This is a genomic window from Lawsonibacter sp. JLR.KK007 (assembly GCF_036941135.1).
Classification (GTDB): domain Bacteria; phylum Bacillota; class Clostridia; order Oscillospirales; family Oscillospiraceae; genus Lawsonibacter.
Genome location: NZ_JAYWSY010000002.1, coordinates 378,302 through 405,005, shown reverse-complemented (window position 1 = coordinate 405,005; position 26,704 = coordinate 378,302). Strand labels below are relative to the sequence as shown.

At 53.2% G+C, this 26,704-nt stretch carries 29 protein-coding genes, 1 tRNA gene and 1 pseudogene; 23 read left to right on the top strand and 8 right to left on the bottom strand.

Going from position 1 to position 26,704, the window contains the following annotated elements:
• Positions 1–9: 9 nt before the first annotated feature.
• The 5 genes from VV088_RS11770 to VV088_RS11750 all read left to right on the top strand — a co-directional run bounded on the left by VV088_RS11770 (position 10) and on the right by VV088_RS11750 (position 6,168).
• Positions 10–1,203 carry a DNA-methyltransferase gene (locus VV088_RS11770; RefSeq protein ID WP_334600908.1) on the top strand — a complete coding sequence of 398 codons (1,194 nt, stop codon included), beginning with the start codon at positions 10–12 and terminating at the stop codon, positions 1,201–1,203.
• Between the two features lie 64 nt (positions 1,204–1,267).
• Positions 1,268–2,848 (top strand): ATP-dependent nuclease, encoded by a 1,581-nt coding sequence (locus VV088_RS11765; protein WP_334600906.1) that lies wholly within the window; start codon positions 1,268–1,270, stop codon positions 2,846–2,848.
• Positions 2,833–3,957 (top strand): UvrD-helicase domain-containing protein, encoded by a 1,125-nt coding sequence (locus VV088_RS11760; RefSeq protein WP_334600905.1) that lies wholly within the window; start codon positions 2,833–2,835, stop codon positions 3,955–3,957. The genes VV088_RS11765 and VV088_RS11760 overlap by 16 nt, the downstream gene beginning before the upstream one ends.
• 478 nt (positions 3,958–4,435) lie before the next feature.
• A complete protein-coding gene (locus VV088_RS11755; RefSeq protein WP_334600904.1) occupies positions 4,436–5,068 on the top strand; it encodes a VanZ family protein in 633 nt (210 codons plus the stop codon).
• A gap of 569 nt (positions 5,069–5,637) precedes the next feature.
• Positions 5,638–6,168 (top strand): hypothetical protein, encoded by a 531-nt coding sequence (locus VV088_RS11750; protein WP_021972498.1) that lies wholly within the window; start codon positions 5,638–5,640, stop codon positions 6,166–6,168.
• 462 nt (positions 6,169–6,630) lie between these two features.
• Here VV088_RS11750 and VV088_RS11745 read toward each other — a convergent pair whose 3' ends face one another.
• Together VV088_RS11745 and VV088_RS11740 are read right to left on the bottom strand one after the other, a co-directional pair.
• On the bottom strand, positions 6,631–7,275 hold the full coding sequence (locus VV088_RS11745) for a CatB-related O-acetyltransferase (protein WP_334600895.1): 645 nt from the start codon (positions 7,273–7,275) through the stop codon (positions 6,631–6,633).
• Positions 7,276–7,352: 77 nt separating this feature from the next.
• A complete protein-coding gene (locus VV088_RS11740) occupies positions 7,353–8,720 on the bottom strand; it encodes a D-alanyl-D-alanine carboxypeptidase family protein (protein ID WP_334600893.1) in 1,368 nt (455 codons plus the stop codon).
• A gap of 167 nt (positions 8,721–8,887) precedes the next feature.
• On the opposite strand from VV088_RS11740, the gene VV088_RS11735 reads away from it, so the two are divergent.
• From VV088_RS11735 to VV088_RS11705, 7 genes and pseudogenes are all read left to right on the top strand, one after another.
• Entirely contained in the window at positions 8,888–9,289 is a 402-nt protein-coding gene (locus VV088_RS11735; RefSeq protein ID WP_334600891.1) for a ComEA family DNA-binding protein, read from the top strand.
• A 9-nt stretch (positions 9,290–9,298) separates the two neighbouring features.
• The gene (locus tag VV088_RS11730) at positions 9,299–9,985 is read left to right on the top strand and encodes a response regulator transcription factor (RefSeq protein ID WP_334600890.1); all 687 of its coding nucleotides are present in this window, start codon (positions 9,299–9,301) and stop codon (positions 9,983–9,985) included.
• Positions 9,952–11,505: a sensor histidine kinase gene (locus tag VV088_RS11725; protein WP_334600889.1), complete on the top strand. Its 1,554-nt coding sequence runs from the start codon at positions 9,952–9,954 to the stop codon at positions 11,503–11,505. The genes VV088_RS11730 and VV088_RS11725 overlap by 34 nt, the downstream gene beginning before the upstream one ends.
• Positions 11,502–12,002 carry a GerMN domain-containing protein gene (locus tag VV088_RS11720; RefSeq protein ID WP_334600888.1) on the top strand — a complete coding sequence of 167 codons (501 nt, stop codon included), beginning with the start codon at positions 11,502–11,504 and terminating at the stop codon, positions 12,000–12,002. Before VV088_RS11725 ends, VV088_RS11720 begins: the two co-directional genes overlap by 4 nt.
• A gap of 98 nt (positions 12,003–12,100) precedes the next feature.
• A pseudogene (locus tag VV088_RS11715) lies at positions 12,101–13,383 on the top strand (O-acetylhomoserine aminocarboxypropyltransferase/cysteine synthase family protein).
• A 12-nt stretch (positions 13,384–13,395) separates the two neighbouring features.
• Positions 13,396–13,779, top strand: coding sequence for a DUF3783 domain-containing protein (locus tag VV088_RS11710; protein WP_334600887.1), 384 nt, complete (start codon positions 13,396–13,398; stop codon positions 13,777–13,779).
• 76 nt (positions 13,780–13,855) lie between these two features.
• Positions 13,856–13,942: transfer RNA gene (locus VV088_RS11705), tRNA-Leu, on the top strand.
• 190 nt (positions 13,943–14,132) lie between these two features.
• On the opposite strand, the gene VV088_RS11700 is transcribed toward VV088_RS11705, so the two are convergent.
• Together VV088_RS11700 and VV088_RS11695 are read right to left on the bottom strand one after the other, a co-directional pair.
• Positions 14,133–15,527, bottom strand: a complete 1,395-nt coding sequence (locus VV088_RS11700) for a tyrosine-type recombinase/integrase (RefSeq protein WP_334600886.1) — start codon at positions 15,525–15,527, stop codon at positions 14,133–14,135.
• A 29-nt stretch (positions 15,528–15,556) separates the two neighbouring features.
• A complete protein-coding gene (locus tag VV088_RS11695; RefSeq protein ID WP_334600885.1) occupies positions 15,557–16,150 on the bottom strand; it encodes a helix-turn-helix domain-containing protein in 594 nt (197 codons plus the stop codon).
• A gap of 151 nt (positions 16,151–16,301) precedes the next feature.
• Here VV088_RS11695 and VV088_RS11690 point away from each other — a divergent pair, with 151 nt between their 5' ends.
• From VV088_RS11690 to VV088_RS11680, 4 genes are all read left to right on the top strand, one after another.
• The gene (locus VV088_RS11690; RefSeq protein WP_334600884.1) at positions 16,302–16,577 is read left to right on the top strand and encodes a helix-turn-helix transcriptional regulator; all 276 of its coding nucleotides are present in this window, start codon (positions 16,302–16,304) and stop codon (positions 16,575–16,577) included.
• A gap of 250 nt (positions 16,578–16,827) precedes the next feature.
• Complete coding sequence (locus VV088_RS11685; protein WP_334600883.1) at positions 16,828–17,220, top strand: hypothetical protein; 393 nt, start codon at positions 16,828–16,830, stop codon at positions 17,218–17,220.
• A complete protein-coding gene (locus VV088_RS22790; RefSeq protein WP_442913150.1) occupies positions 17,118–17,363 on the top strand; it encodes a cysteine-rich KTR domain-containing protein in 246 nt (81 codons plus the stop codon). Before VV088_RS11685 ends, VV088_RS22790 begins: the two co-directional genes overlap by 103 nt.
• Positions 17,364–17,573: 210 nt before the next feature.
• The gene (locus VV088_RS11680; RefSeq protein WP_334600882.1) at positions 17,574–18,221 is read left to right on the top strand and encodes a rolling circle replication-associated protein; all 648 of its coding nucleotides are present in this window, start codon (positions 17,574–17,576) and stop codon (positions 18,219–18,221) included.
• Between the two features lie 1,042 nt (positions 18,222–19,263).
• On the opposite strand, the gene VV088_RS11675 is transcribed toward VV088_RS11680, so the two are convergent.
• From VV088_RS11675 to VV088_RS11660, 4 genes are all read right to left on the bottom strand, one after another.
• Positions 19,264–19,455 carry a hypothetical protein gene (locus tag VV088_RS11675; protein ID WP_334600881.1) on the bottom strand — a complete coding sequence of 64 codons (192 nt, stop codon included), beginning with the start codon at positions 19,453–19,455 and terminating at the stop codon, positions 19,264–19,266.
• 104 nt (positions 19,456–19,559) lie between these two features.
• Positions 19,560–19,850 (bottom strand): hypothetical protein, encoded by a 291-nt coding sequence (locus VV088_RS11670; RefSeq protein WP_334600880.1) that lies wholly within the window; start codon positions 19,848–19,850, stop codon positions 19,560–19,562.
• Between the two features lie 16 nt (positions 19,851–19,866).
• Positions 19,867–20,163, bottom strand: a complete 297-nt coding sequence (locus VV088_RS11665) for a hypothetical protein (RefSeq protein ID WP_334600879.1) — start codon at positions 20,161–20,163, stop codon at positions 19,867–19,869.
• 122 nt (positions 20,164–20,285) lie between these two features.
• Positions 20,286–20,555, bottom strand: coding sequence for a hypothetical protein (locus VV088_RS11660; protein ID WP_334600878.1), 270 nt, complete (start codon positions 20,553–20,555; stop codon positions 20,286–20,288).
• A 325-nt stretch (positions 20,556–20,880) separates the two neighbouring features.
• Here VV088_RS11660 and VV088_RS11655 point away from each other — a divergent pair, with 325 nt between their 5' ends.
• The 7 genes from VV088_RS11655 to VV088_RS11625 all read left to right on the top strand — a co-directional run bounded on the left by VV088_RS11655 (position 20,881) and on the right by VV088_RS11625 (position 26,655).
• Entirely contained in the window at positions 20,881–21,093 is a 213-nt protein-coding gene (locus VV088_RS11655; protein WP_334600877.1) for an ABC transporter ATP-binding protein, read from the top strand.
• Between the two features lie 3 nt (positions 21,094–21,096).
• The gene (locus tag VV088_RS11650) at positions 21,097–21,411 is read left to right on the top strand and encodes a DUF4258 domain-containing protein (RefSeq protein ID WP_334600876.1); all 315 of its coding nucleotides are present in this window, start codon (positions 21,097–21,099) and stop codon (positions 21,409–21,411) included.
• Positions 21,408–21,638: a type II toxin-antitoxin system MqsA family antitoxin gene (locus tag VV088_RS11645; protein WP_334600875.1), complete on the top strand. Its 231-nt coding sequence runs from the start codon at positions 21,408–21,410 to the stop codon at positions 21,636–21,638. The genes VV088_RS11650 and VV088_RS11645 overlap by 4 nt, the downstream gene beginning before the upstream one ends.
• 13 nt (positions 21,639–21,651) lie before the next feature.
• Entirely contained in the window at positions 21,652–22,227 is a 576-nt protein-coding gene (locus VV088_RS11640; RefSeq protein WP_334600874.1) for a Uma2 family endonuclease, read from the top strand.
• 459 nt (positions 22,228–22,686) lie between these two features.
• Positions 22,687–23,820 (top strand): ABC transporter ATP-binding protein, encoded by a 1,134-nt coding sequence (locus VV088_RS11635; protein WP_334600873.1) that lies wholly within the window; start codon positions 22,687–22,689, stop codon positions 23,818–23,820.
• Positions 23,817–25,466, top strand: coding sequence for an ABC transporter permease (locus tag VV088_RS11630; protein WP_334600872.1), 1,650 nt, complete (start codon positions 23,817–23,819; stop codon positions 25,464–25,466). Before VV088_RS11635 ends, VV088_RS11630 begins: the two co-directional genes overlap by 4 nt.
• A 58-nt stretch (positions 25,467–25,524) precedes the next feature.
• Entirely contained in the window at positions 25,525–26,655 is a 1,131-nt protein-coding gene (locus VV088_RS11625; RefSeq protein WP_334600871.1) for an extracellular solute-binding protein, read from the top strand.
• Positions 26,656–26,704 lie beyond the last annotated feature (49 nt).

Genomic DNA, 26,704 nt, shown 5'->3' with positions numbered 1-26,704 from the left:
CAAGGTACTATGCGTTTTTTTTCAATTTATGATTTAATTATTAGCAAAACTCATGATAAAAATATAACAATCAATGAAATGCTTTCCTTCTTCAGCGCACGCAAAATTTCTAAGGCAACTCTTATCAGCTTGCAACAAACATCCTTTCTTCCTGATAAGCCTGCATTCAAAAATGCTGTTATAGACTTTCTGGGAATGAACGAACTTGAAATTGAGTTAGCAATGGGACATATCCCTGCAGAGTATCGGGAGTCATATTACGAAAATATTTCACATATAGCAGCACTGCTGCAAAAATCCACTGGCGACAATGTATTAAAAGATCTTGAACCTTTATTTGAGACTGATCTTGGGAAGTTGTATAAGGGTGATTGCATTGAGATCATGAAAGGACTACCCAACAGTTGTATGGACTTAATATTTGCTGACCCCCCGTTTAACTTGGGAAAAACATATGATTTCGGTATTAATGATAATATGACAATGTCGAAATATATTAATTGGACATATGAATGGTTAGATCAATGTATCAGAATACTGAAACCAGGTGGAAGAATTTTTATTTATAATCTTCCCAAATGGGGTACTTATATCGCTACTTATCTTGGAGAACAGTTGACTTTTTGGGACTGGATTGCCGTTGATATGAAGTTTAACTTACCAATTCAAAACAGGCTTTACCCTGCTCATTATGCCCTTGTTTCGTTTATAAAAGGTGTAAAGGCTCAAACTTATCACAATCAACGTATGCCCTTGCAAACATGTAGACATTGTGGTGGGGAGATTAAGGATTATGGCGGCTATAAGGCTAAAATGAATCCCTTGGGGGTTAATGTTTCAGATGTATGGTCCGATATTTATCCGGTAAGGCACAAAAACAGTAAAAACCGGAAGTACAACGAACTCTCAGTTAAGCTGCTTGACAGAATAATTTCCATGTCAACGAATGAGGGAGACATCGTATTCGATCCATTTGGAGGAAGTGGCACAACTTTTGCAGTTGCTCAGATGCTAAATAGACGATGGATTGGATGCGAGCTTGGAGACTGTGATGTCATTGTGAAACGACTTAAAAATCCTGCACGCGACAAAAAACAATTGGACAAGGTGCGGGAAGAATCTGGATGCTTGTTTACACAGAAGGTTGAAGAATTACGCAAAAAGAATGGCTTCTGGATTTGTTCTGACTATGAAGAAAATTAAACATGAATAAAAGGAATACAAACAAGTTTTTTACTGACAAATGATCCACAAAGGAAGTAATCGCTTGAATTATATCAAATCGCTATATATTGAAGGTTTTAAGAAATTTACATCCCTGTATGTGCAATTCAATGAACACATGAATATTCTTGTCGGTGAGAACGAAGTTGGAAAAAGTACGATTTTGGATGCGATCAAAACTGTGTTGAACCAGCAGTATCGAAACGCTGACAAATCCGTGTTGCGAGATCTGTTCAACACACAGATGGTCGCTATGTTTCAGGCAGCTCCAAGCGTCAAAACTCTACCTCAAATCTTCATCGAGATAGAACTAGTGCTTGATCCACAACAGAAAAGTGCTGATTACTTCTACGGAGAAGTATATGGTCAAAGAAAACAGCAGGTTGAAAAGTTTGGCATCCGTTTTGAATGTAAGTATGATGAGGAATTAGGAGCCGGTATGGAGCAATCTATTCTGGAGGGCAAAATCCCTTATGAATACTATTCCCTAACCTGGATGACCTTTGCAAACCGTCCTTATCAGATGATTAAGCGACCACTAAACTTTCTGTCAATCGACACAACCAATAGTGCTTCGGCTCCATCGTTTAATTACTACAACAGGACTCTGTTTACGAGTAGATATGACGAAGCAACCAGAGCAAAGGCCAAAAACGAATTTCGCGCCAAATTGGAGGATGCTCTCGAAGCCGCCAACCTGCCACCGATAAGCGAAAACAGGAGGTTCGGCGTAGACAGCAAGAAAGTTGTTTTGGAAGCAATCTTGTCTGTGTATGAGGATTCTGTTGCCCTCGAAAATCGTGGTAGTGGTATCGAGAGCCTTATTAAGACACAGATTGCGTTAGATAGAGCAAACGGCTTAGACGTCATTTTGATGGAAGAGCCAGAAAACCATCTTAGTTTTTCAACTTTACAAAAGATGCTTCAAGAAATATCAGTTCAGCAGGACAATTCACAGATTATTGTTGCTACTCATAACAACATGATTGCCAGCAGATTGAATCTGAACAATGTTCTATGGATTACAGAGGAAGGCGTTAAAACTTTGGCAAGTGTGGATAAGGAGGTAGCGGATTTTTTCGTTTGTGCCGATGATAATGCTTTTTTGCAACTGGTATTATCCAAGAAGGTATTTTTAGTTGAGGGAGCAACAGAGTTCCTCCTTTTGCCTAAGTTTTACGAGCAAATTACGGGTCACACAATCGAGGAAGATGGTATTTCTGTGATTTCCTGTAACGGTATTTCTTATAAGAGATACCTTGAGATTGCGAAAGCAACAGACAAACGTATTGCTGTTGTTACAGATAATGATGCTAAATCTGAAAGGATTACAGAAGCAGATAGCTTTAATAGCTCCCATGATTTGCAACATATTTTTATGGGTGCAACGACCGATGATTGGACATGGGAAATTTGCGTATATAATGTCAATAAGACGGTATTAGATGGGATGATAGAAGTTCAGACAGGTGCGAAATATCTATTCCATGAAAAGGACTACGGTGCAGTACCGGGAAAAATGCTGAATAATAAAGTGGATGTTGCCTATCAAATGCTGACTTCCGGTATTACATTTGAAGCACCACAGTACATAAAGGATGCGATTGGATGGCTAAGAAAGTAATCCTTGCTGTAGCCGGTGCAGGAAAAACCTATTATATCTGCCATAAGATAGACCCAAACAAGCGAAACCTTATACTGGCTTTTACCCATGAGAATATCTACAATATTCAAAAAGAGCTATGTGACGCACATGGAGGTGTACCAAAACTGACTATGGTATCGACGTTTGATTCATTTGTATACCATAATTTTGTGCTTCCTTATGAGCCGAGTATTGTTGAACACTTTGGAATTCCTGGTTTCGTCGGTAGTGGAATCTGTATAAAAGATCCGCCGCCGATGAGGATTCCAGGAAGGGGTAGAAGTATGATTCCAAACCCATACTATTTCAAAAAAGACAGATTGGAACACTATGTAACGAGAATACGCCAGTATTACTGTGCAACTTTGTCAGAGTTGGTATTGCAAGTAAAGAAAAATCGAGAATCTCTTGTAAAAAGAGCGGTAGCACGGCTGAATTTGTTCTATGATGTTGTATTGATAGATGAATTCCAAGACTTCCGAGAATACGACTATGAACTGATTATGGCATTAGCAAAACAATTTAATGATGTTGTGCTTGTCGGAGATTATCATCAACATTCCGTTTCAGCAATCAACAACTCTGGTAAGCCATTCAAGAAAAGGGCTTCTGATGTTGGGTATGATGAATTTGTTGCTGAACTACAAAGCGCTGGTTTTGAGGTTGACACAACTACTTTGGACAAATCCAGACGTTGCTCTACAGAGGTGTGTGAATTTGTGAGTAGAAAGCTCGGTATAAATATCTCTTCTTGCGGAGAGAATGCAGGATCTGTAATCTGGACAGATGCAAATGCTGCGGAGATCCTTGAAAATCAACAGATTGTAAAGCTAGTATTCAAGGACGCAGCCAGTTATTCATTTCAAGCAATGAACTGGTCGTATTCCAAAGGAGATACTGTGGATGCGGCTTGTGTGATTCTGACAGATAGGTTTGATCGGCTTGACGATGATGGTTTCTCAGCTAAAGGAATACCTGTTTCTACTCTTAACAAATTATACGTTGCTATGACCCGCAGCCGTGGCGACTTGTACCTGATGCGTCCCTCCACATTTAAAGAATTACGAGATTCGTATATCAAAACATAAGTGTTTTCGCTATTATAGAATGTGAGGCTTTGCTAGCTTGTATGGCAACACAATGGCAACAAAAAAGCAGATAGCCCAAACCATCTGGATAATGGAAACAATGTAGATAATCAGAGCCAAATCCCATAAGCAAAACTGTTTAGAATAAGCTTGACAGGAGCGAGCGGGAATAACCGCCATTGCCCTACGACATATCAAAAGCCTTGCAACTGTTGTACTACAATGGTTGCAAGGCTTCTTTTTTGAGCGAGCAAAGCGGGCTTTCGGCCCGGAGGAAGTAGAGCGGGCCGTGGAGGACGCAAAGCGCCGGGAGGCGCAAGAGCGAGAACAGAGGAATGTAAAGCGGAAGTTTAGCCGAGGGGCGAGGTAACGGACAGCGGGAGGGCGCTCCAATGGGTGCCCTCCTAATTTATACTTGTCAGCGGGTGTTTTCACTGCTATAATAAAAATAACAAGGCAAACCTTATGGAGGAAACATATGTTTATTGAAATTTATAATTTTTTAAGAATGGAAATGAACTCAAGTTCAATTCTGGGTTATTTTTTGCAAGCTGTTCCGATTACTATTGTTGTAGGAATTGTATATTTGATTCTCAGATTAGTTTTTTTGAAGCGAAAGAACCGACGTATAGTATGGTTATCGGAGATTATGCGACTGCTGTTTGTATGCTATTTGACGGGATTATGCAGTCTTGTAATACTGCCAGCAAACTTTTGGCTACACGTTTATGATGGTATTTTCTTCGGCTGGTGGGAGTACATGGGCACATTTTTCAAGTTTGGTGAAATCAACCTAATTCCTACCATTGTGAAGTGTCTAAGCGGCGATTACTCGCTTGGAAGTTGGGTAAAAGAGATGATTGTTGGCAATATTATAATGTTTATTCCATTTGGATTTTTCCTCCCATTTGTCGTTGAAAAGCTAAATAGAAAAAAAGCTTTAATAATATCTTTAGTAGTTCCGCTTGTTGTAGAGTCTCTCCAATTATTTGTCGGCAGAAGTTTAGATATTGACGACTTGATTTGTAATTTCCTTGGAATTATAATTGGGTTCATTATAGCTGGTATGATAAAAAAGGGTATAGGAACTGCATCAAAACAAAAGCAATAAAAAGGTTATTATTTTTCGTACAGATACCTCAGTGAAAGGTGGGGAATGTAGTTGCATTTCCCCGCCTTTTGTGCTATCATCAAAGTTGTAAACCAGCAGAGCAAATAGTAAGCAACTCCCTCCCGTTATCATGACTGATAACAATTTGATAACAGCCCATCGTATAGGCTGGATAATATGGATATATCAAATAAACAAAAGAACAGGGCATCATATTTCTAAAGCAAAATCCGTTAGAACATGATGCCCAGCAACGAGTGGGAATAACCGCCATTGCCCTACGACATATCAAAAGCCTTGCAACTGTTGTACTACAATGGTTGCAAGGCTTCTTTTTTGAGCGAGCAAAGCGGGCTTTCGGCCCGGAGGAAGTAGAGCGGGCCGTGGAGGACGCAAAGCGCCGGGAGGCACAAGAGCGGGAGCAGAAGAAAGCAAAGCGGAGGTTTAGACGGGGGGCGAGGTAACGGACATCAGGAGGGCACTCCAAGGTGTACCCTCCTGATTTATACTTGTCAGCAGGGAATTTTACTGTTATAATGTAAACGATAAATTCCCATTGGAGGCCGCACATGAAAAACAGAAAACTAATTTTTATTGGACTATTTATCTTTTTAAGTGTGGTAATTGGTTCTTTTATATACTTTCCTAAAAGTATTGATACTGCACTCAACAGAATAAAATATCCGTTTGAAGTAGGCGAAATCTTAACCTCCCAACAAATTGATGAAAATCTTATTGTAGTAATATATACTAACAAAAATAATAATAATGAACTCCAGAACGCTATCATACAAAAAAACAGTATTTTTTATAGCGTTGTTGAAATGAATGGCTCTCTAAATATTGAAATACCTCAAAAGCTCGACAGTGGTGACCTTAGAACGCAAGTATTGGTTTCTTGGTATGATAAAAGTGATAAATATGTTGTGATGGCTGTCGCTTATGACGAAGATGTAGCCGCTATTACCTATCAAAATCAAGAGTTGACACCATTAGATATAAACGGTTATCACTTGTTTTATGGGACTGGAACTGGCAAGTATGAAGTATATGAATTGTTTGACCAAGAGGGGAATCGCTTAGAACATATCAAGGAATAGTATTAAAGAAAAATGAGAAGTGATTTGGAAAAGGCGGGGAATGTGGTTGCATTTCTCCGCCTTTTGTGATACTATTTTGATACTAAGAAATTGAGCGGCCAAAAATAACAGGTGAAACATTAACAAATTTGCGAATAATTTATCCGTGAAAACATAGAAAATACAGTCCCATATAATAGGATTTGTCGAGTGGGAATGAGTTTTTAGGAATAGCGCAAAAACTGGAACCAGAGACGCCTTGCATATCAAGGGTTCCAGGGCCTGAAGCCCTTGATTTTTCTGTATTTTCATGTGTAATAACTTCCGACAAAAGCGGTTTTAGACACACTCGAAATCAGTTTGCAGGCTGTTCTTTTCTCCAACCTCGCTCTGTTTGATGGGCGGTTCCTCTCTTGAAACATCAATGAAGGCTGTGATTGGAAGGAAAACGCGGAGGGAACTGTAGGTTCCCTCCGCGTTTTGTTATACTGTGTCTGCCGCTCGTTTCAGTCCGTCCAAATCGCCGGATTGTATGGCGTCGATGGTCCTGGCGATCTTCTCCTTGGGCCAGTCCCACCAGCGCAGCTCCAGGAGCTGGGCGATGTCCGGGTTGGAGAACCGCTGGCGGATGGGCTTGGCGGGTACGCCGCCCACGATGGCATAGGGCGGAACGTCTCTGGTGACCACCGCCCGGGCGGCGACGATGGCCCCGTCTCCAATGGTGACGCCGGACAGGATCACTGCCTCGTAACCGATCCACACGTCATTGCCGATGATGATATCGCCCCGGTTATCCCAGGCCTCGGGGATGCGCTCCACGTCCAGGCCCCACTCCTCAAAAAGGACAGGAAAGATGTAGGTGGACAGGGAACGCTGGGTGTGATTGGCGCTGTTGAAGAGAAATTTCGCTCCGCAGGCGATGGAGCAGAATTTTCCGATGACCAGCCGCTCCTGGTTGATGGGGTAGTGGTAGAGCACGTTGTTCCGCTGAAAATCCCGGGGGTCGTTGACGAAGTCGTCATAGATGGTGTAGTCCCCCACAGTGATGGAGGGATCGGTCACTACGTTTTGCAGGTAGACGGTGCTGTGCCCCTGGGAACGGGGGTATAGCTTCCATTGCGGGATCATTTCAAAACCTCCTGAACTGTTTTAGTTGTCCATGATCCCGCTGAGGACAATGCATCGCTTCACGCATACCACCCCTTTCACATCCGGGTGCCCTTGTAGTTGCCCCGCCGGGCGGCGGCTCCGGCTTTGGGACGCTTCTTCCGGCGGAAGACGGTGAGCTTGAGCACCACGATGGCGGCCAGGAACAGCACCACCGCCAGGATGATGCGCACTCCCTCGTTCTGGAAGAACTGGAAGAACTGCTGCTTCTTATACAGCAGCTCCGACCGCTCCACCGAGGTGATGGCCACCAGGTCCAGGGTGCCGTACACCTCGTCTCCGTAGTACAGCGTCATGATGCCCATGACCTGTCCGGCCTCTACCGGGGCCTCCACCTCGTCAGCGAAGAGCTTGATGTCCGTCTCAATGTCGTCCACGTCCATGGACTTGGGTAGGGTGCGGGTGATGGAGCCCTGGGCCTTCACGTTCACCTCGTCGGCCTGGCGGGACATGGTGACGGCCACCTTGGCCACCGGCTCGCTGTCCTTGGTGATGGTTACCCGATGGAAGTTGTTGAAGCCGTACTCCAGCAGCCGTTTGCTCTCCCGGAACTGGCCCTGGCGCAGCTCGGTGTCGCCGGGGACCTCCATGGGCCCGGAGCCCAGCACCACGGAGATGAGCAGCTCGTCCCCGTCCTCGGCGGCGGCCGCCAGACAGCGGCCCGCCTCATCCGTGTTGCCCGTCTTGCCGCCGATGCACTTGTCGTAGACGTAACCGGCATAGTACATGTTGGAGATCAGCGCGTTGGTGTTGTAGAAGAAGCGCTCCCCGGACAGGTCGGTGGCGGGCACGGTGTGCTGGGCGGTCTTGATGATGGTGCGGAAGGTGTCGTAGTCCAGGCAGGCCCGCATGATGAGAGCCAGGTCGTAGGCGGTGGAGTAGTGATTTTCGTTGTGGATGCCCACCGGATTGGTGAAGCGGGTGCCCTGACAGCCCAGCTCGGAGGCTTTCCGGTTCATGTGGTCCACAAAGTTCTCAATAGACCCGTCCACCGCCACGGCCAGGATGTTGCAGGCGTCGGCATAGGAGGGCAGAAGGGTCATGTACAGCAGCTCCTCCACGGTGAGCACCTCGCCCAGCTTGATGCTGCCATTGACGTAGGAGTAGGTCACATCCTGCATACGGGTTTCCCCGGCGGTGACGGGGGTGCTCAGGGACAGCTGACCGTACTCGACGGCCTCCAGCACCAACAGGGCGGTCATGATCTTGGTGATGCTGGCGGGGTAGGACTTTTCGTAGGCTTTCATATCATAGAGGACCTCGCCGTGGTTGGCGTCCAGCAGGACGGCGTGGGTACAGAACAGGTCCAGGTCCTCCTGATCAGGAACAGAGGAGGCGGAGGCGGGGGTCAGCGACAGCGCCAGAGTGAACAAAAGGAGCAGGGAAAGAATTCGATATTTTTTCATAGGAAATTCTCCATATGTATGCTATAATACAACCGGAAATTCGGTCCGTGACCAGTGTAGCGCAAAGACGGAAAAAAGGCAATTAAGATCTTCTTAAAAAATCCGTCCTGGATCACATACGTTCCATTATAGCAAAGAGCGGTCTAATCTGCAAGGGGGAGAAACGCATGGAAGGCAAATCCAGATTCGCGGCGGCGGTGCTGGGCCTGTTCACCGTCTTTGTTTTGGTCTGTGGCACCTGGTTCCTGGCCCGGACCAGCTCGCCGGAGCCCTATCAGGTGAACACCGTCCAGCGCCCGGCGGAGGAGGACGTCTCCGCTCCAGAGGAGGCGGAGGAGGACAGCCGTCCGGACAGCCTGCTTCCCGGGGAGACCATCAACGTGAACACGGCGGATGCCTATGACCTTCAGCGCCTGCCCGGCATCGGGGAGAAGCGGGCTCAGGACATCATCGCCTGGCGGGAGGAGCACGGTCCGTTCCAGACGCTGGAGGAGCTGACCGAGGTGTCCGGCATTGGACCGGTGATTTTGGAGAATCTGCGGGCTTACGCGGCCGTGGGAAATGAGTGAGGTGCCAACATGGCGAAGATATTAGTAGTAGACGACGAGCAGGTGCTGGTAAAGGGCATCAAGTTCAACCTGGAGCACGAAGGCTATCAGGTGGAGGTGGGTTATGACGGCGAGCAGGCGGTGGAGCTGGCCCGGGAGGGGGGCTTTGACCTGATCCTGCTGGACCTGATGATGCCCAAGATCGACGGCCTCCAGGCCTGCATGCGCATCCGGGAGTTCTCCAATGTCCCGGTCATCATGCTGACCGCTAAGGGGGAGGACACCGATAAGATCATGGGCTTTGAGTGCGGCGCGGACGACTACATCACCAAGCCCTTCAACCTGCTGGAGCTGAAGGCCCGGGTGCGGGCGCTGCTGCGCCGGTCGGGGGCGGCGGAACACATGCGCAGCGACGGCGTGCTGGCGGCGGGACACATCCGGCTGGACCCCAGCGGCCGGGCGGCTTGGCGGGACGGCGTCCCGGTGGAGCTCACCGCCAAGGAGTTCGACCTGATGGAGCTGCTTTTGCGCAATCCGGGCCGGGTGTACAGCCGGGAGAACCTGCTCAATGTGGTGTGGGGCTATGAGTATATCGGGGATTACCGCACGGTGGACGTCCACGTCCGCCGCCTGCGGGAGAAGCTGGAGCTGGACCCCGCCAACCCGGAGTATATCCGCACCAAGTGGGGCGTGGGCTACTATCTGGCGAAGGTGTAAAAGGCTCCTTTGCCCAAGGGGCCTTTGAGAGGAGGTGCCACCCCACGAACAACAAGAACAAGATCCCCTTTTTCTCCTCGCTCCAGGTGAAGTACGCCCTGAGCTATCTGGTCATCTTCGCCGTGGTACTGGTGCTGCTGAACACCTACCCGGTGCTGGCCTCTCAGGACCTGCTCTTCGCCTCCAAGCGGGATTCCCTGAAAAGTCAGGCGGCGGTGATGGCCTCGGCGCTGATGGAGCTGGAGTCTCTGTCCTCCGAGCAGGTGGCCAGGGTGATGAACATGCTGGACAGCATGGGCCTGAAGCGCATTTTGGTCACCGACCCGGCGGGGCTGATCCTCTATGACAGCACCCGCCAGCCGGAGGAGGAGCCGTCCCCCGGGGAGGAGGCCGGACCGGAGTACCGCTACGCCCTGTATCAGGAGGTGGTGTCCGCCCTGCGGGGGAACGACGTGACCTATTCCCGGTACACGGACCGGGCCTTTGTTTCCACCGCGGCCATGCCCATCGTCTACCGCGGCATGGTGATCGGGTCCATCTATATCCTGGAGGTGGACCGGGTGCAGGGCGCCCTGCTGTACAGCTTGCAGCAAAACCTGCGCACCATCTCCCTGGTGATCGCTCTGGTCACCCTGGTGATGTCGACCTTCTTTTCCAAAATGCTCACCGCCCGCATTGCGGCTTTGCTGGGCGCCATCCGCGTCGTGGGGGAGGGGGAGTATGGCCACCGCCTCCAGCCCGTGGGGCGGGATGAGATGGCCCAGCTGGCCGAGGAGTTCAACAACCTGACCGACCGCCTCCAAACCACCGAGGAGGTCCGCCGCCGCTTTGTCTCCGACGCCAGCCACGAGCTGAAGACGCCGCTGGCCTCCATCCGCCTGCTGGCCGACTCCATTTTGCAGACCGGCGAGATGGACCCGGAGATGGTGCGGGACTTTGTGGGGGACATCGGCTCCGAGGCGGAGCGGCTCACCCGCATCACCGAGCATCTGCTGGCCCTCACCCGGCTGGACAGTCTGCCGGTGGGGGAGGAGCGCGTGGTGGACGCGGCCCAGGTGACCGAGCGGACCATCACGCTGCTCCAGCCGGTGGCCGAGTCCGCCGGGGTGAGCGTGGAGAAGACGCTGAAGACGGGCTGCACCATTCTGTGCACCGGGGACGACCTGTCCCAGATCTGCTTCAATCTGGTGGAAAACGCCATCAAATACAACTACCGGGGGGGGAAGGTTTTCGTCTCTGTGTACCGGGATGGGGACCAGGTGCTGCTGGAGGTGGGGGACACCGGCGTGGGTATCCCCGAGGAGGACCTGCCCAAGGTGTTCAACCGCTTCTACCGGGTGGACAAGGCCCGGTCCCGGGCGGCGGGGGGCACCGGACTGGGGCTGTCCATTGTCCGGGATACGGTGCGCCGCCACGGCGGCTGGGTCACCGCCCGGCCCCGGAGCCCGGAGGGGAGTCTCTTCACCGTAGGCTTCCCCTGGTGTGCCTCCGAGGGCAATGAAAGGGGGGAGGCGCAATGAGGCGAAAACGGCGGCTGCTTCTGCTGGCGCTGCTGCTCCTCCTGACCGCCTGCTCGGTCGGGGAGCGGGAGCAAACGGAGGGGCCTGTCCTCTGGTTCTGCACCGGCGAGGGGGAACACGGCCCCGCCCTGTCTGCTCAGCCCTACGAGGGGGAGCTGGTCCCCGAGCAGCTGCTGTCCGCTCTGCTGGCCGGTCCCGTCCAGGAGGGGCTCAGCTCTCCCTTTCCGCGGGGCGTCACGGTGCGCGGCTGCAGCTGGGACGGGGAGCGGCCCGGCGTCCTGGTGGTGGACCTGTCTGAGCAGTATGGCGCGCTGGCTGACGTATCCCTCAGCCTGGCGGACTACTCCATCGTGCTGACCCTGTCCCAGGTGGAGGGGGTGGAGTCGGTGGAGATCCTGTCCTCGGGCCGTTCCATCAGCTACCGCAGCCACCAGACGCTGTCCGCCGGGGAGGCGGTGCTGTGGGACGAGCTGGCCGGGGAGAAGGAGGAGCCATGAAACACCTGTTTAAAAGCTCACAGCTGCGGAAAACACTTGACATTTTCCCTGGTTCCCGGTACTCTTATCTTTGATTCTAATGAGAGAAGGCGTTCCCAATGAGCGATTACCGCATCAACACCAAATGCGTTCAGGGGGGCTACACCCCCGGCAACGGCGAGCCCCGGCAGATTCCCATTGTTCAATCCACTACCTTTAAATATGCCACCAGCGAGGACATGGGCAAGCTCTTTGACCTGGAGGCCAGCGGCTACTTCTACACCCGGCTGCAAAACCCCACCAACGACATGGTAGCCGCAAAAATCTGCGACATGGAGGGCGGAACCGCCGCGATGCTCACCTCCTCCGGTCAGGCGGCCAACTTCTACGCCATCTTCAACATCGCCAACTGCGGCGATCATGTGGTGGCCTCCTCCACCATCTACGGCGGCACCTACAACCTGTTCCACGTCACCATGCGGAAGATGGGCATCGACTTTACCTTCGTCTCCCCCGACTGCACCGAGGAGGAGCTGAACGCCGCCTTCCAGCCCAACACCAAGGCCGTGTTTGGCGAAACCATCGCCAACCCCGCCCTCACTGTGCTGGACATCGAAAAGTTCGCCAAGGCCGCCCACGCCCACGGCGTGCCCCTGGTCATCGACAACACCTTCGCAACCCCGGTGAACTGCCGGCCCTTCGAGTGGGGCTGTGACATCGTCACCCACTCCACCACCAAGTATATGGACGGCCATGGGGCCGGTGTGGGCGGCTGCATCGTGGACAGCGGCAGGTTCGACTGGATGGCCCACAAGGAAAAATTCCCGGCCTGTGTACCCCCGACGACAGCTACCACGGCATCACCTACGCCGAGAAATTCGGCCAGGGCGGGGCCTTCATCACCAAGGCCACCGCTCAGCTCATGCGGGATTTTGGCTCCATCCAGTCCCCTCAGAACGCCTTTTTGCTGAATCTCGGGCTGGAGAGCCTCCATGTCCGGATGCCCCGCCACTGTGAGAACGGTCTGGCGGTGGCCAAATACCTGAAGGCCCATCCCAAGATCAGCTTCGTCACCTACCCCGGTCTGGAGGGGGACAAGTATTACGAGCTGGCCCAAAAGTATATGCCCAACGGCACCTGCGGCGTGGTGTCCTTCGGCTTCCAGGGCGGGCGGGCCGCTGCGGAGACCTTCATGAAGCACCTGAAGCTGGCCGCCATCGAGACCCATGTGGCCGACGCACGCACCTGTATCCTGCACCCGGCCTCCGCTACCCACCGCCAGATGAACGACCAGGAGCTGGCAGCTGCCGGCATCACCCCCGATCTGGTCCGGCTCTCCTGCGGCATTGAGGACGCGGCCGATCTGATCGCCGACATCGAGCAGGCGCTGGCTCAGGTCTAATGAGGTGTTTGGATGAAAAATGCTGGAACGATTTTGATGTACAACTGCTCCGGGGAAGAGTTTTCCCGGCTGCGGCAGATTTTCGCCATGCTCCGCCTGCGCATGCGGGTGGTGGGGCCTGACCGTTACCATGTCCCGCTGGAGGAGCTGGCCAAGGGAAAGGGGGAACCCGGCGAGACCGCCGAGTCCCTGCCGGAGCCTATGCTGGTGTTCTGTTACATGCCTCAGGCCCTGCTCCATCAGGTGCTGGAGGTGATCCGGGTGGCCAATCTGCCCCCCATTCCGCTGAAGGCTGTGCTCACTGAGACCAACCGGGCCTGGGATACGAAGCAGCTCCACGCAGAGCTGCTGCAGGAGCGGGAGGCGATCGCGGCTCAAAAAGCGGAGCAGGCATAAAATCTCGAAAAAACCGTTGACAAATCCTCCCGTTGACAGTATAATAAGCAAGCGGTCTGAAAAATGACCGCGCTTTGCGGCTGTGCTGGAATTGGTAGACTGGCAAGCTTGAGGTGCTTGTGTCCGGATGGGCGTACGGGTTCGACTCCCGTCAGCCGCACCAATGATAAAATCCCGAAACCCTGGTATTTGCAAGGGCTTCGGGATTTTACTTTTTCTTCTGTCATCTGATTTGGTCGTTGTTTGGTCGTTACACCCTCAAAAATGGGAAATTTGGTCGTTAAAACAGGATAGGAGCGGGAGACTTTCCGGGGGTATCCGGTAGTGTCCCGCTCCTTTTATGCTTCCTGTGGCTATGCCATGGCCTGTACTTTCGGTCGACGTCCAAAATCAAGCTTGGCCGCTATGGACTCTGCGGCTCTGGCCTGTGCTTCTGCAAAAGTGTGGGCATAGATGTTCAAGGTAGTTGTCACCTGAGAGTGTCCAAGTGAAGCGGAAACGGTACGAACGTCTGCTCCACTGTTGATTAGCAGCGATGCGTTCAGGTGGCGAAACTGGTGGACACCTAAAAACCTCTGCCCGGTCTCTTTGCAGAAATTTTTCAGCCAGCTATAGGGGGTGTTGGGGTGCATGGGATCGCCGAACGCATTGACAAAGAGCCGCTGCGAGTCATGCCACTGATCCCCAAGCTGGAGCCGGGCAAGCGATTGCTCTGCCCGGAGCTGCTTCAGCACATCGAATACCTCGACGGGCAGCTTTAGGGACCGCTGGCTCTGGACTGTCTTTGTTGTGTCGGTAAATACGCCTCGCTCCTTCAGGTACTGGCTCGTGCGGCGGATACTGACTACGCAGTGATCAAAGTCCAGGTCAGGCCATTCCAGCCCCAGGATTTCTCCCCGGCGAAAGCCGCCGTAGATTGCAAGGACGAAAAAAGCCCGGTATTTAACGGGGGCGCTCTCCAGACTTACAAGAAAGGCTTGTGCTTCCTCAAGAGAATAGCATTCTTTTTCTTTTCGCTCCGCATGAGGAAGAGTGACATTCTGAGCAGGGTTGTGCTGGAGCATACCCATACGAACGGCATAGCTCAGAACGGAGGACACAAAACCGTGATAATTGCGGATGGTCTTAGGGGATAGGGCGGTTTTGGGGGTGATCGTCTCAAACATAGAAGCGTAGTCCCGGCCCAAGGCTTTTGCTATCTTTTTTGCGTTCGCCTGGGTGATCTCCTCATTACGGCAAGCGGTGGAGATGGTAGAGCGGCCCAGACCGATCAATTCAGCAAGCTGCTTCTGATCCATGTCCCGCTCCTTCAGGATGGTCTTAATGTCCACCTTGGAGCGGGACCGCCCTTCCCTTTGGCTGACACCTGGTTTTCCAAGATCGTTGATAAAGGTCTGTATCTGCCTGGGAGTCAGCTTGTCCAGACGAATGTGGCCCAGGGCCGCATAGGTACGTTCCTCCAGCTGATGGAGCCGGGCTACGCTGCGGGGCCGCAGACTGGGGACAGCGTACTCCTCAAACCATTGTTTGCAGAAGGTTTCAAACTTTACAGAGCCGCCCCAGCCCTGGCCAGAGCACTTTTCATCAAACAGAATCCCCTGCCGCTGGACTTCCTTTTCAATTTGCTTAGGCGTCATACCAGGGGAGGGCTTCCAGGTGGTGGAGCGGATCACCTGTTTCCCGTTGGCATCGTAGCCGCAGTATGAGCGAATGCGGTAGGTGTCGCCTCTTTTTGTGATCGTTGCCATGATAGGGCCTCCTTACTATTATGAGGATTTTAAAAGCGCTCGGTTATATCCAACTTAAACTTTACAGATATTTCTCGAAGTTGGTCATCCTCACCCTCAAAAATCCCTTCAACTTCGTCTGCAATTTTTCTTAAATCATCTGCAAACTGAATAAAGTAGGCTTTTATATCTGTGAACACAGCATCATTAGAAAAGCGAAATAAAAGGACATTTTTCTCTATTACAGAGCCAACTTCTATGTCATATATCCCACAAAGAAGTTGTATTTGGTGTACAGGAATCTCCACTTTTCCGGTTTCGTACCCTCTGATTGTCTTTACAGAAATCCCTAATCGTTCAGCAACTTGCGATTGTGTGAGCTTCTTTTTCGTTCGGGCTTGCTTTAGCTTTTCTGCAATTTCTTTATAGTTGATACTATCGACTGTTCTCTGAAAAGGAATTTCGTAAAGGTTGCAGAGTCGTGCCAATGTTTCATCGTCAATATTGTTTATGCCACGTTCGTAGTTGCTGACAGCCTGGAAAGTTACTCCTAATTTTCTTGCAACCTCAGCTTGCGTAAAGCCATGATTTTTTCGGGCTTCTTTTAGGATTCCGGCCAGTTTTTCCTTTTCGCTCTTAATCATAATGAAATCCTCCTATACACACATTATAGCAGAAAGTGATAAAAAGTCAACGGGCATTGAAAAATTTTCAAAAAGGCCTTGACACTCAATTATAATTGAGCTATAATCGAACCATGGAGCTCAACGACGATTGAATTTGGAGGAAATTTTTATGCAGAACCGAACGAGAATCATCCCGAACAGCGCAGAAATAGCACGTGCCCGTGTGCTGCAAGGACTCACCAAGGTTGACTTAGGAAATAAAGCGAGTGTTCCGCATAGCAGTATTGTTCGGGTTGAACAAGGCTTTGTTGTTAGTCCTAAGACAGCGACAAAGATCAGTGAAGCACTGGGGAAGCCGTTCGACAACTTGTTCACTATCAAGGCACCAGGGGACACCAGCGGAGTTGGACAAGCCCCAGCCAGTGGGAAGGTGGAGGCGGTGTAAATATGGCAAGTTTGCCGCGCATGAGGGACGCCAAGGGCGTTCTGGCTGAGATTCAGACCATTGATCCAGAGACACCAATTACCATTCACTTTGTCTGGGGCCTGATAAAATCGGGTGAAATCCCAGTTGTTGAAGCGGGAAATCGGAGCTTTGTAAACGTAGACATGGTTTTGGACTTCTTGGCAACGCAGAGCACAGTTAAACCCGTCCGGTACAGTCATCGGATCGGGACATGAGGGAGGATGGAGACATGACAGAACTATTGCCGGGCACTGCTGAGGAGTACCGGGAAGCCGTCCGATTTTATAAAACCGTTGGTATGCTGGCCGTCAACCAGCGAGAGGCGGCTTTTGCGGCCCGTGCAGTAGAAGCGCTGAAATATGCAGCGCTCCGCAAGACAAACCAGAGGTTGACGGTTGAACAGCTCAAAGAGTGCCACGGACTGATCGTTTATGGACGGAATCCCTATACTATGAAGATTGGCGCAGGGTTCGTTGATACACACCGGGGCGGCGTGGTCATGCTGGACCATGATGGGACATGGTGCGATACTTGGGACTGGGGGGACCCAACTGTTTACCGTTTCCCTCCGGATGGGGAGGATATTTTCCCGGAAGCGGAGGTCTGCAAGTGCAACAGGTGATCGAAACTCGCAACGGCGAACTATGGGTGTGTTGTCCAGCCTGTAAGCTGGGCTTACATAAGATTTGGTCAAATACAGAGGTAAAACATTTCCCTGTTTTCTGTCGAAAATGCAGGAAAACATTTGGAGAGCTAAACATTTAGCAGCATTGAGCCTGAGAGCCGCTGCCTGTCCGGGTTATTCCCGGATGGGGGCGGCTTTTTACATAGGAGGGGAGAACCACGGCAAGGAGATACAAACGCCTGGAATGTGGCGACTATGTGCGGGAATGTCTCTATAGCTGTCCGGAGCCAAAGGACAGCGCAAGGGTCAGGGCTGATCGCTCCAGAGCTACCAGCAAAGCCCAGGAGAGGGTGAACCAAACCAACTCAAAAATCAAGCTGGCCATGTTGATTGGTGGCAACTTTGGCCCAGACGATCTATTGATTACCCCAACATTCTCCCCGGAGAATTTACCGGCTACCTATGCGGAGTTTCAGAAGAAGGTGCGGAAATTCTATGACCTTCTCCGTGCAGCGAGGAGGAAGCAAGGCGAGGAAACCAGATACATCTACGCACCACACCACACCGATAAAGTGCGCTGGCATATCCACGGACTTATTAACGCAGCGAGTCCGGAGGATTGGGAGACAATCAAAAGCCTCTGGCCGTGGGGCGATGTCCACATAAAACGGATTAAGGATACAGCATATTCAACCCCTGACGCTATGGCTGGCTATTTGATCGGCGGATGGGCTGACCGGCCCAACAGCGCCCGGGCGTGGTGTGCATCCACGAACCTAAAGAAAACCATAGTAACCACGGCCAGGGAACATAATCAGGCCGCAAGGTTGGAGCTGCCCGTAAACTGTAAGCTGTGCGAGGGTGACAATTGGGTCACGACCTATGGGTCCTACGAATATATAGCCTATTTTCGCCATGACAACAATTCAGATAGTGACATAGAAGCGGACGGCCAACAGCCAGATAGCCGGGAGCTAATTGACCGGGGGACGCTATAGCCGCTTATATGGGATTCTGACACTCTGCCTATAGGCAGAGTTGGGGCTTGGTGGAGGTATTAACTTCTCCCCCAGGTGGATGTAGAAATTGCGCAAAGCTCTTGCGCCTGTGGCCCTTCCGGGTGTATCCTGGATTTGCGACAGTGCCACACCCCCGTCCCGAAAAAAACGATTTTCTCCGTTTGGCCCGTATCGGGTGGGTCCAGGACAAGGGAGAAAACCTCGTGTCCGCGCGCTGCCGTGACGCATATGTACGTTGGGGCGGCTTTGTCATGCCCAAAAACAGGTTGCAAAACAGCCCAAAAACATAGCGAAAATGTGTAGAAATGAAAGGCCAACCTGCCGGGATGCTTGGGCGCAGGGGTGTGCGAGCGTATGCGGGCCATATACGCTCGACACGGCTCAGCCGTGCATACCCCTCCCTCCAGGTCAGGAAAGTTTTGGGGCCTTGCCCTGATGACCGCACGTTCCCCTGCGTGGAAGATTTCCCCACGGCAGCTCCGGTGACTGATCCTGCTCCATCCGGGCGGGGATGCCTTCCCCTGGAGCGGGAGTCCCCTGGCGGCTGCAGGACGGCCCTGAGTGCACCTTGCGGCGAGGGCGGGGTCTGTCCCTGCGTCTGGCCAGCAAGCCCCACGGCTGCTCCAGTGGCCTGCCCTGCTCCAGCTGGGCAGGGATACCTCCCCGTGGAGCAGAAAAGCCCCAAGGCGGCCCTAGGACGGCCCTGAGTGCACCTTGCGGCAAGGGCGAGGTCTGTCCCTGCGTCTGGCCAGCAAGCCCCACGGCTGCTCCGGTGGCCGGTCCTGCTCCATTGGGCAGAGGGATGCTCCCCCCGGAGCAGAAAAGCCCCAGGGCGGCCCCAGGGCGGCCCCAGGACGGCCCTGAGTGCGCCTCGCAGCGAGGGTGAGTGTCTGATCCTGCGTCTAGCCAGCGAGCCCTACGGCGGTGGTCCCGCTCCAACTGAGCGGGGATATTCCTCCTGGAGCGGGAAAGGGCCGGGACAGCCTTACAGCCATCCCGGCCCCGTTGCCGGTATTCTGATCTAGTGTGTCAGCTCTGCAAGGAGCCGTGCCGCCTCCAGCAGTTCCGCCGGTGTAGCGTCCGGGTTCTCTGTCACCCGCTGCAGGGCCAGCCGGGCGGCCCGCTTAGACGATACACGTTCCTCGCTCAGGGCCGCCTGTGCGGCTAGATTGCGCTCCCGTGTTGCCTGAGCCTTTTTGTGGGACTCATCCATTAAGCTCTTCCTCCCTTTGCTGCTCCAATAGCTCACCTACAAGGTGGCTGATTTTCTGTTTGTTTTCAGGCGTAAGCAGCGCATACATTTCTTCTGTCGTAAGGTTACCCATCAGCAACTACCCCCTCATTCAGGAAATTTGCGTTGATATAGTCGATGGCCTCCTGATAAGCTGGCTTGCGCTCTGGAGATGTCGTAATGGCACGCTGGAGCGATTGGATTGCTTTCTGGTAGTCTTCAGTGGTGTACCCGTCCAATGAACTGGGACAGTCATGATCCATGTGGAGAAGGACAGAGATAGCAAGAAAACTACCGTCATTCCGAGCCTTGGCCTCTCTTATAAGTTCGATAAACTCCAGCCTGTTCAGTTCCGCTTGTGCTTGTGTCAGTTCCATATGTCTGCACCTCCCCTCAGCACAGCGGCCCGACTGGAGGCCGCCTGATGTTTTGGACCGTATTCCCGGCGGCATTGGATTCCATAAACAAGCTGCTGCCGTCAGGGTATACCAGCCAGAATTTGAGCGAATCGGCGCTAATAGTGGCAAGCATGGTCCCCCCGGCCTCGCCAGGGCACTGTATCTTGCTCTCCTTGACCGGGCCGTCCTTGTGCATGCGGCACAGCTTGCGGCGGGCTGATCGCTTGTGGATCTGCGCCAGGAATGGAAGGAGACATTCCTTCCATTCATCATAGCTTGGTCTTCTGTCCATAAAAATTCCTCCTCAGTGTTGATATTTGGAGGGGGGAGGGATATAATACTCCTGTCCCCCTCCGGGGTGTGTGGGCTCTATATCCAAACGCTTTGGTCGGCTGGTTGGATATGGGGCCCTTCTCATGCCACGCAGAAGCGGCGGGTTGTGGTGGTCCTGGTAAAGGCGGCGGCTACGTCGGGAATGGCCTTGCGCAGGGCCGCTGTGTCCAGCCTGGAGGCGGTCACGGTCTTCCAGGTGACTTTATACTCCCCGGCCCGAAGCTCCTCAGAATCGCCCATGTGGGCTTTCAGAGCGTCCTTGATGGTCTCCATCTCGGACTCGGCCTCATCCACCAGGGCTTGGAGCTGCCGCAGCTCCCGGATTTTGCTCTCGATTTCGCTGATGCTCATAGCTGTTTACCTCCTGATTGTATTTTGCGGGCCTGAGCCTTGGCGGTGGGTGGCATTGCATGCGCCTCACGTGGCCGACTTACCGCATCCATCCCCACTCTTCTGTGGTGTTCTTGCTGTTACCCGTCCACCTTCGCCGGGGCTGTTCCCTCCTAACAATGATATAATAACATATCGAATTCGATATATCAATGGGCGGAGTGAACAATATTGCATTCGATATATTGGCTGTTTTGTGTATTGCATTCGATAGACAAATAAGGTATAATAAGGCCATAATGGAGGAGGTGTCGGAATTGGATTCCGCCCCCCAGGAGGTGAATATATGCCAGCATCAAAAGCACAGCAGAAAGCCGTCAGCAAATACATGAAAGAAAATTACGACGTTTACCAAATCAGGATGAAGAAGGGCCAGAAGGATACCATCAAAGCCCACGCAGAGGCCCGTGGAGAGAGCGTGAACGGCTTTATCAACCGGGCAATCTCTGAGACTATGGAGCGGGACGGCGGGGTTCCTGCGGCCTCTGAGGAGGGATAGCGCATGGATATTACTGATTTGCAGAAGCTATGTGCAGTTGATGCAATCCGCTGGACTGACCATGTGATGAAGCGGCTCCTGTTACGAGGTATCTCTCAGGCCGATGTGCTCCAAGCGATCCATAGCGGAGAGATTATTGAGGACTACCCAAATAATTATCCATATCCCAGTTGTCTGCTGCTGGGAACCGATGCCTCCGGGAATGCCCTTCACGTGTGCTGTGGCCAAGGCCCCGGCGAGATATGGATGATAACTGCATACCATCCGGACCCCGATGAATGGGAAGCTGATTTGAAGACAAGGAGGGTGAGAAAATGACTTGCTTCTATTGTAAAGGTCAGACCATCGAAACGACCACCAAGTTTATCGTGGACCTGGGGGCCTGTGTGGTGATCGTGAAGAATGTCCCGGCCAGAGTGTGCCAGCAGTGTGGGGAAGCATCCTACAGCAGCGAGGTAGCCAAGCAGCTGGAGAAGATCGTAGAGGCCGTGAAGCGAAGCATTATGAGCGAGGTCGCTATCATCGACTATTTACAGGCGGCATAAAGGAGGTCACATTATGGAATTACCGGCAGAGAACAAGCGGTACACCTTCGCCGATGTCCTGACCTGGGATGAAAGCGAACGCATAGAGATCATCAACGGCGAAGCGTTCATGATGGCTCCGCCGTCGAGGGTCCATCAGGAAATCAGTGTAGCAATTGCAGCACAGCTTTACAACTACCTGGAGGGAAAACGCTGCAAGGTATACCCGGCCCCTTTCGGTGTCCGTCTCTTTGAACAGGACGGAGCCAGGCCGGAAGATGTAGATACAATGGTCGAACCCGACATATCTGTGGTCTGCGATTCTGACAAGCTGGACGATCACGGCTGCAAGGGTGCTCCAGACCTGATTATAGAAATCCTGTCACCCTCCACACAGCGGCATGACCGGCTTGTCAAGCTGGGCCTGTATCAGAGGGCCGGGGTCCGGGAATACTGGACAGTAAATCCGGAGGATAAAACAGTACAGGTCATGTTGCGGGATGACTACGGCGTCTTGCAGTTGCACGAAGTATACGGACGGGATGGTGTAGCAAAGGTCAATGTCCTGAATGGTTGCTTTATCGAGTTGGTACGTGTCTTTCCTGAATGACGGTGAGAGGGCCGGGGGAGTGTTCCCTTGGCCCTATATTTTGGTCGTTATTTGGTCGTTATTTTCAGCAAACAGGAGCAAATGGGAGTACGGTCCAAAAAAATCGAAAGTCTGAAAAACGTTGAAATATCAAGGAAAATCGGAAACTGGAAAATGCGAAAAAGCAGAGCTCCTCATTTTCGACTCCCGTCAGCCGCACCAATGATAAAATCCCGAAACCCTGGTATTTGCAAGGGTTTCGGGGCTTTTTTCTTCCATAATCCTATTTGGCCGTTTCTCCCATCCTTAGGATGCGTCCACAGATCGAACCGAGGACAGTTTCCTCTCACGGAGGGGAAACTGTTTTCTTTTTTGACTTTTTGAATGAAATTTTGGGTAGCAGAGCGGCTCTGCTTTGTATATAATAGAAACAATCAAAGATTTGGATTGTTTACTATTTTGATGCTGGGGGAATGATTTATGAGTGTTACCATTTCCATTGAACATGCGGTGAAAAAGTATGGCAGCCTGACTGTGATCCCCGATCTGTCCGTAAAGATCGCCAACGGAGAGTTTTTCACGCTGCTGGGCCCCTCCGGCTGCGGGAAGACGACCCTCCTGCGCATGGTCGCCGGGTTCAACAGCATTGAGGGCGGGTCCTTCCGCTTCAATGACAAGGAGATCAACAGCATGGAGCCCGGCAAGCGGGGCATCGGCATGGTCTTTCAGAACTACGCCATTTTCCCCAACCTGACTGTCCGCAAAAACGTGGAATTTGGCCTGAAGTACCGGAACATGCCGAAGAGCAGGATGCGGGAGGAAGCGGATAAGTTCATGAAGCTGGTCCACGTGGACGAGTACGCCGAGCGGATGCCGGAGCAGCTGTCCGGCGGCCAGCAGCAGCGGATCGCCCTGGCCCGGGCGCTGGTCATTGAGCCGGACGTCCTGCTGATGGACGAACCCCTCTCCAATCTGGACGCCAAGCTGCGGGTGGAGATGCGCACTGTTATCAAGCGCATCCAGCACGAGGTGGGCATCACCACCGTTTACGTGACCCACGACCAGGAGGAGGCAATGGCCATCTCCGACCGGATCGCCGTGATGAAGGACGGAGTGATCCACCACTGCGGCAGGCCGGACAACATCTACCAGCGCCCCGCCGACGTGTTTGTGGCGACCTTTATTGGAAAGACCAACCTGCTCGCCGGCCAGATGAGCGAGGAAAACGGCCAGGCTTACATCACGGTCTGCGGCAGCGGACGCATCCCCTTCCATACCATCCGTCCCGACGCCGTGGGCAGCCGGGAGGTGATCCTGTCCATCCGTCCGGAGGAGTTCAAGGTCTGGCGGGACGGCGAGACGTCGGAGGGGCTGAGGGCAACGATACGGGACAGCGTGTTCCTGGGGCCCAACACCCACTACTTTGCTCAGCTGGAAAACGGAGAAGAGGTGGAGATTATCCAGGAGTCCGAGATCGATTCCATGATCCGGCCCGGCAGCTCCATCCTCCTCACCATCAACGCCGGAAAGGCCAATGTCTTTGACAAGGAGACCTCCCTGAGCCTGATGACCGGCGTGAAGCACAGCGTGGAGCTGCCGGAGGTGGGGGCATGAGTGCGAAAAAGGCGCGGTTCGACATTTGGAGCGCCGTCTCTCTGTGCCTGCTGGCGCTCTTCCTGTTCTTCCTGGTCTACCCCATCGGCCGCCTCCTCATTGAGGCCGTGTACAAAGACGGTGTCTTCTCTCTGGACGCCTTTCAGGAGTTTTTCGGCAAGTCCTACTACTACGCCTCGATTTTCAACAGCGTCAAGATCGCCATTGTGGTCACCGTCCTCTCCCTGCTGATCGGGATTCCCTTTTCCTACTTCTACTCCTTCTTCCGGCTCAAGGGACGGAAGGTCCTGCTGATCCTGTGCCTGTTGTGCACCATGTCCGCCCCTTTCATCGGCGCATATGCATGGATCCTGCTGCTGGGCAACTCCGGCCTGATCACCAAGTTCATCGCCTCCTTGGGACTGCCCACCGTCTCCATCTACGGCTTTGGCGGCATCGTGTTCGTCCAGGTGCTAAAGCTGTTCCCGCTGATTGTGATCTATATGAACGGCGCGTTCCGGGATATTGACAACTCCCTGCTGGAGGCCGCCGAGAGCATGGGCTGCAAGGGGCTGGACCGTTTCCGGCGGGTGACGATGGCCCTGACCATGCCCACCATCCTGGCCGGGGCGCTGCTGGTGTTCATGCGTTCCTTTGCGGACTTCGGTACGCCGGCGCTGATCGGACGGGGGTACAGCACCTTTCCCGTGCTGATCTACAACCAGTTCTTGGGGGAAAACGGCTCCAACTATCACTTCGCCGCCGCCACCAGCGTGATCGCCGTTGTGGTCACCGCCGTGATTTTCATCCTCCAGAAGGTGGCCACCAGCCGCTTTAAGTTCACTATCAACTCCCTCCATCCCATCGACCCCAAGGCCCCTCGGGGGTTCAAGGGGGTTCTGATGCACGGGTTTTGTTATATTCTGGTGGGGGTCGCCATGCTGCCCCAGCTCTACATCGTCAACATGTCCTTCCGCAATTACAACAACACCATTCTTCAGCCCGGCTACTCCCTGAAGAACTACCAGAAGGCCATGCAGAAGCTGCTCGCCCGCTCCATCTGCAACACGCTGCTCATCAGCGTGATCACGCTGGCGGTCATCATCGTCATCGCCGTTCTGATTGCCTACCTGGTGGTCCGCCGGGGGAACGTGCTCAATCACGCCATCGACACCATCTCCATGCTGCCCTACATCATGCCGGGGGCGGTCATTGGCATCTCGCTGATCCTGGCCTTCTCCCGCAAGCCCCTGGCCTTTACCGGCACCATCGGCATCATGGTCATCGCTCTGGCGATCCGGCGAATGCCGTTTACCAGCCGTTCGGCCACGGCGGCCATGATGAAGATCCCAATCTCCATCGAGGAGGCGGCCCTGAGTCTGGGGGCTCCCCGCCTGGCCGCCTTCATCAAGATCACGGTCCCAATGATGGGCAGCGGCATCATCTCCGGCGCGGTGCTGAGCTTCGTGTCCATCATCACCGAGATGTCCTCCGGCGTGATCCTGTACAACAACCGCACCATCACCCTGACGCTGAGCACCTACGCCGCCATCGTCAACGGCACCTACGGCGTAGCCGCGGTGTTCGCCACCATCACCATGGCGCTGACGGTACTGTGTCTGGTCGTCTATCTCCACTTTACCGACCTGGACCATGTCCAGATGTGAACTTTTGCCAATAATGCTTGGGGAAGCATTATGATAAACAAAACAGGAGGAATGAAACATGAAAAAATATGTATCTCTGCTTTTGGCCCTGGCTATGACCCTCTCCCTGGCCGCCTGCGGCGGCGGGAACAGCAGCACTCCCGCCAGCAGCGGCAGCGGCAGCGGAACGCCCTCTCCGTCGTCCACCAATCCCGCAGGAAGCGACGCCGCGGGAAGCGAGCTGCCCTACTACATCAGCGACCCCTCCACCATCACCGGCAAGGTCACCGTCTACACCACCATGGAGGAGACCCAGCAGGAGGTCCTGGTGGACCTGTGGAGCAAGTATTATCCCGACTGTGAGATCGAGATCCAGGCTGACTCGGTCGGCACCCTGGCCACCCGAATCCGGGGCGACGAGCAGTGCGACGCCGACGTGGTCATCGGCGGCATGTTCGCGGCGGACGGCGATACCTACCACGACATCCTGCAGCCCTACACCGCCGCCTGCGACGCGGAGCAGCTCTATCACGACGAGACCGGCTACTACACGTTCTATGACGTCCAGGTCATGTGCCTGATCGTCAACACCGCCCTGGAGGCCCAGCTGGGCGTGGAAATCAAGGGGTATAACGACCTGATCAACGACGCCCTCAACGGGAAGATCATCCTGGCCGCGCCCGACGCTACCTCCTCCGGCTGGCGTCAGGTCCAGACCATCCTGGCTGTTATGGGCGACGAGTTCGACGACGACAAGAGCTGGGACTACATCTCCAAGCTGATGCCGCTGAGCTTCTCCACCACCTCCTCCAAGGACGTCTACAACCTGGTCATCAACGGCGAGTATGTAGCCGGTCTGTCCTATGAGTCCACCGTCGCCGCCCTGATCAATGACGGCGCCTCCGATGTGGAGTGCATCTATATGTCGGAGGGCAACACCGCCATGGCCGGCGGAGCCGCCATCGTGAAGGACGCCCCCAACCTGCCCGCCGCCAAGGCGATGATGGATCTGCTGTCCTCTGCGGAGTTCCAGGACGCCCGCGCCGCCGTGTCCGCCGGCCGCGGCTCCAACGGTCAGTGCGACCTGACCCTCTGCGGCCTGCCTGACGACAGCACCCTGGGTCTCGTGGACCTGGACTTCGACTATCTGGCCGCCAACAAGAGCGCCATCATGGACAAGTGGAACTCCATGTGGGCTGACCTGCACTGAGCTTCAGCCTCCTTCTGCGGCGGCAGCGCCCTTCCCCAGGCAAAGCCGT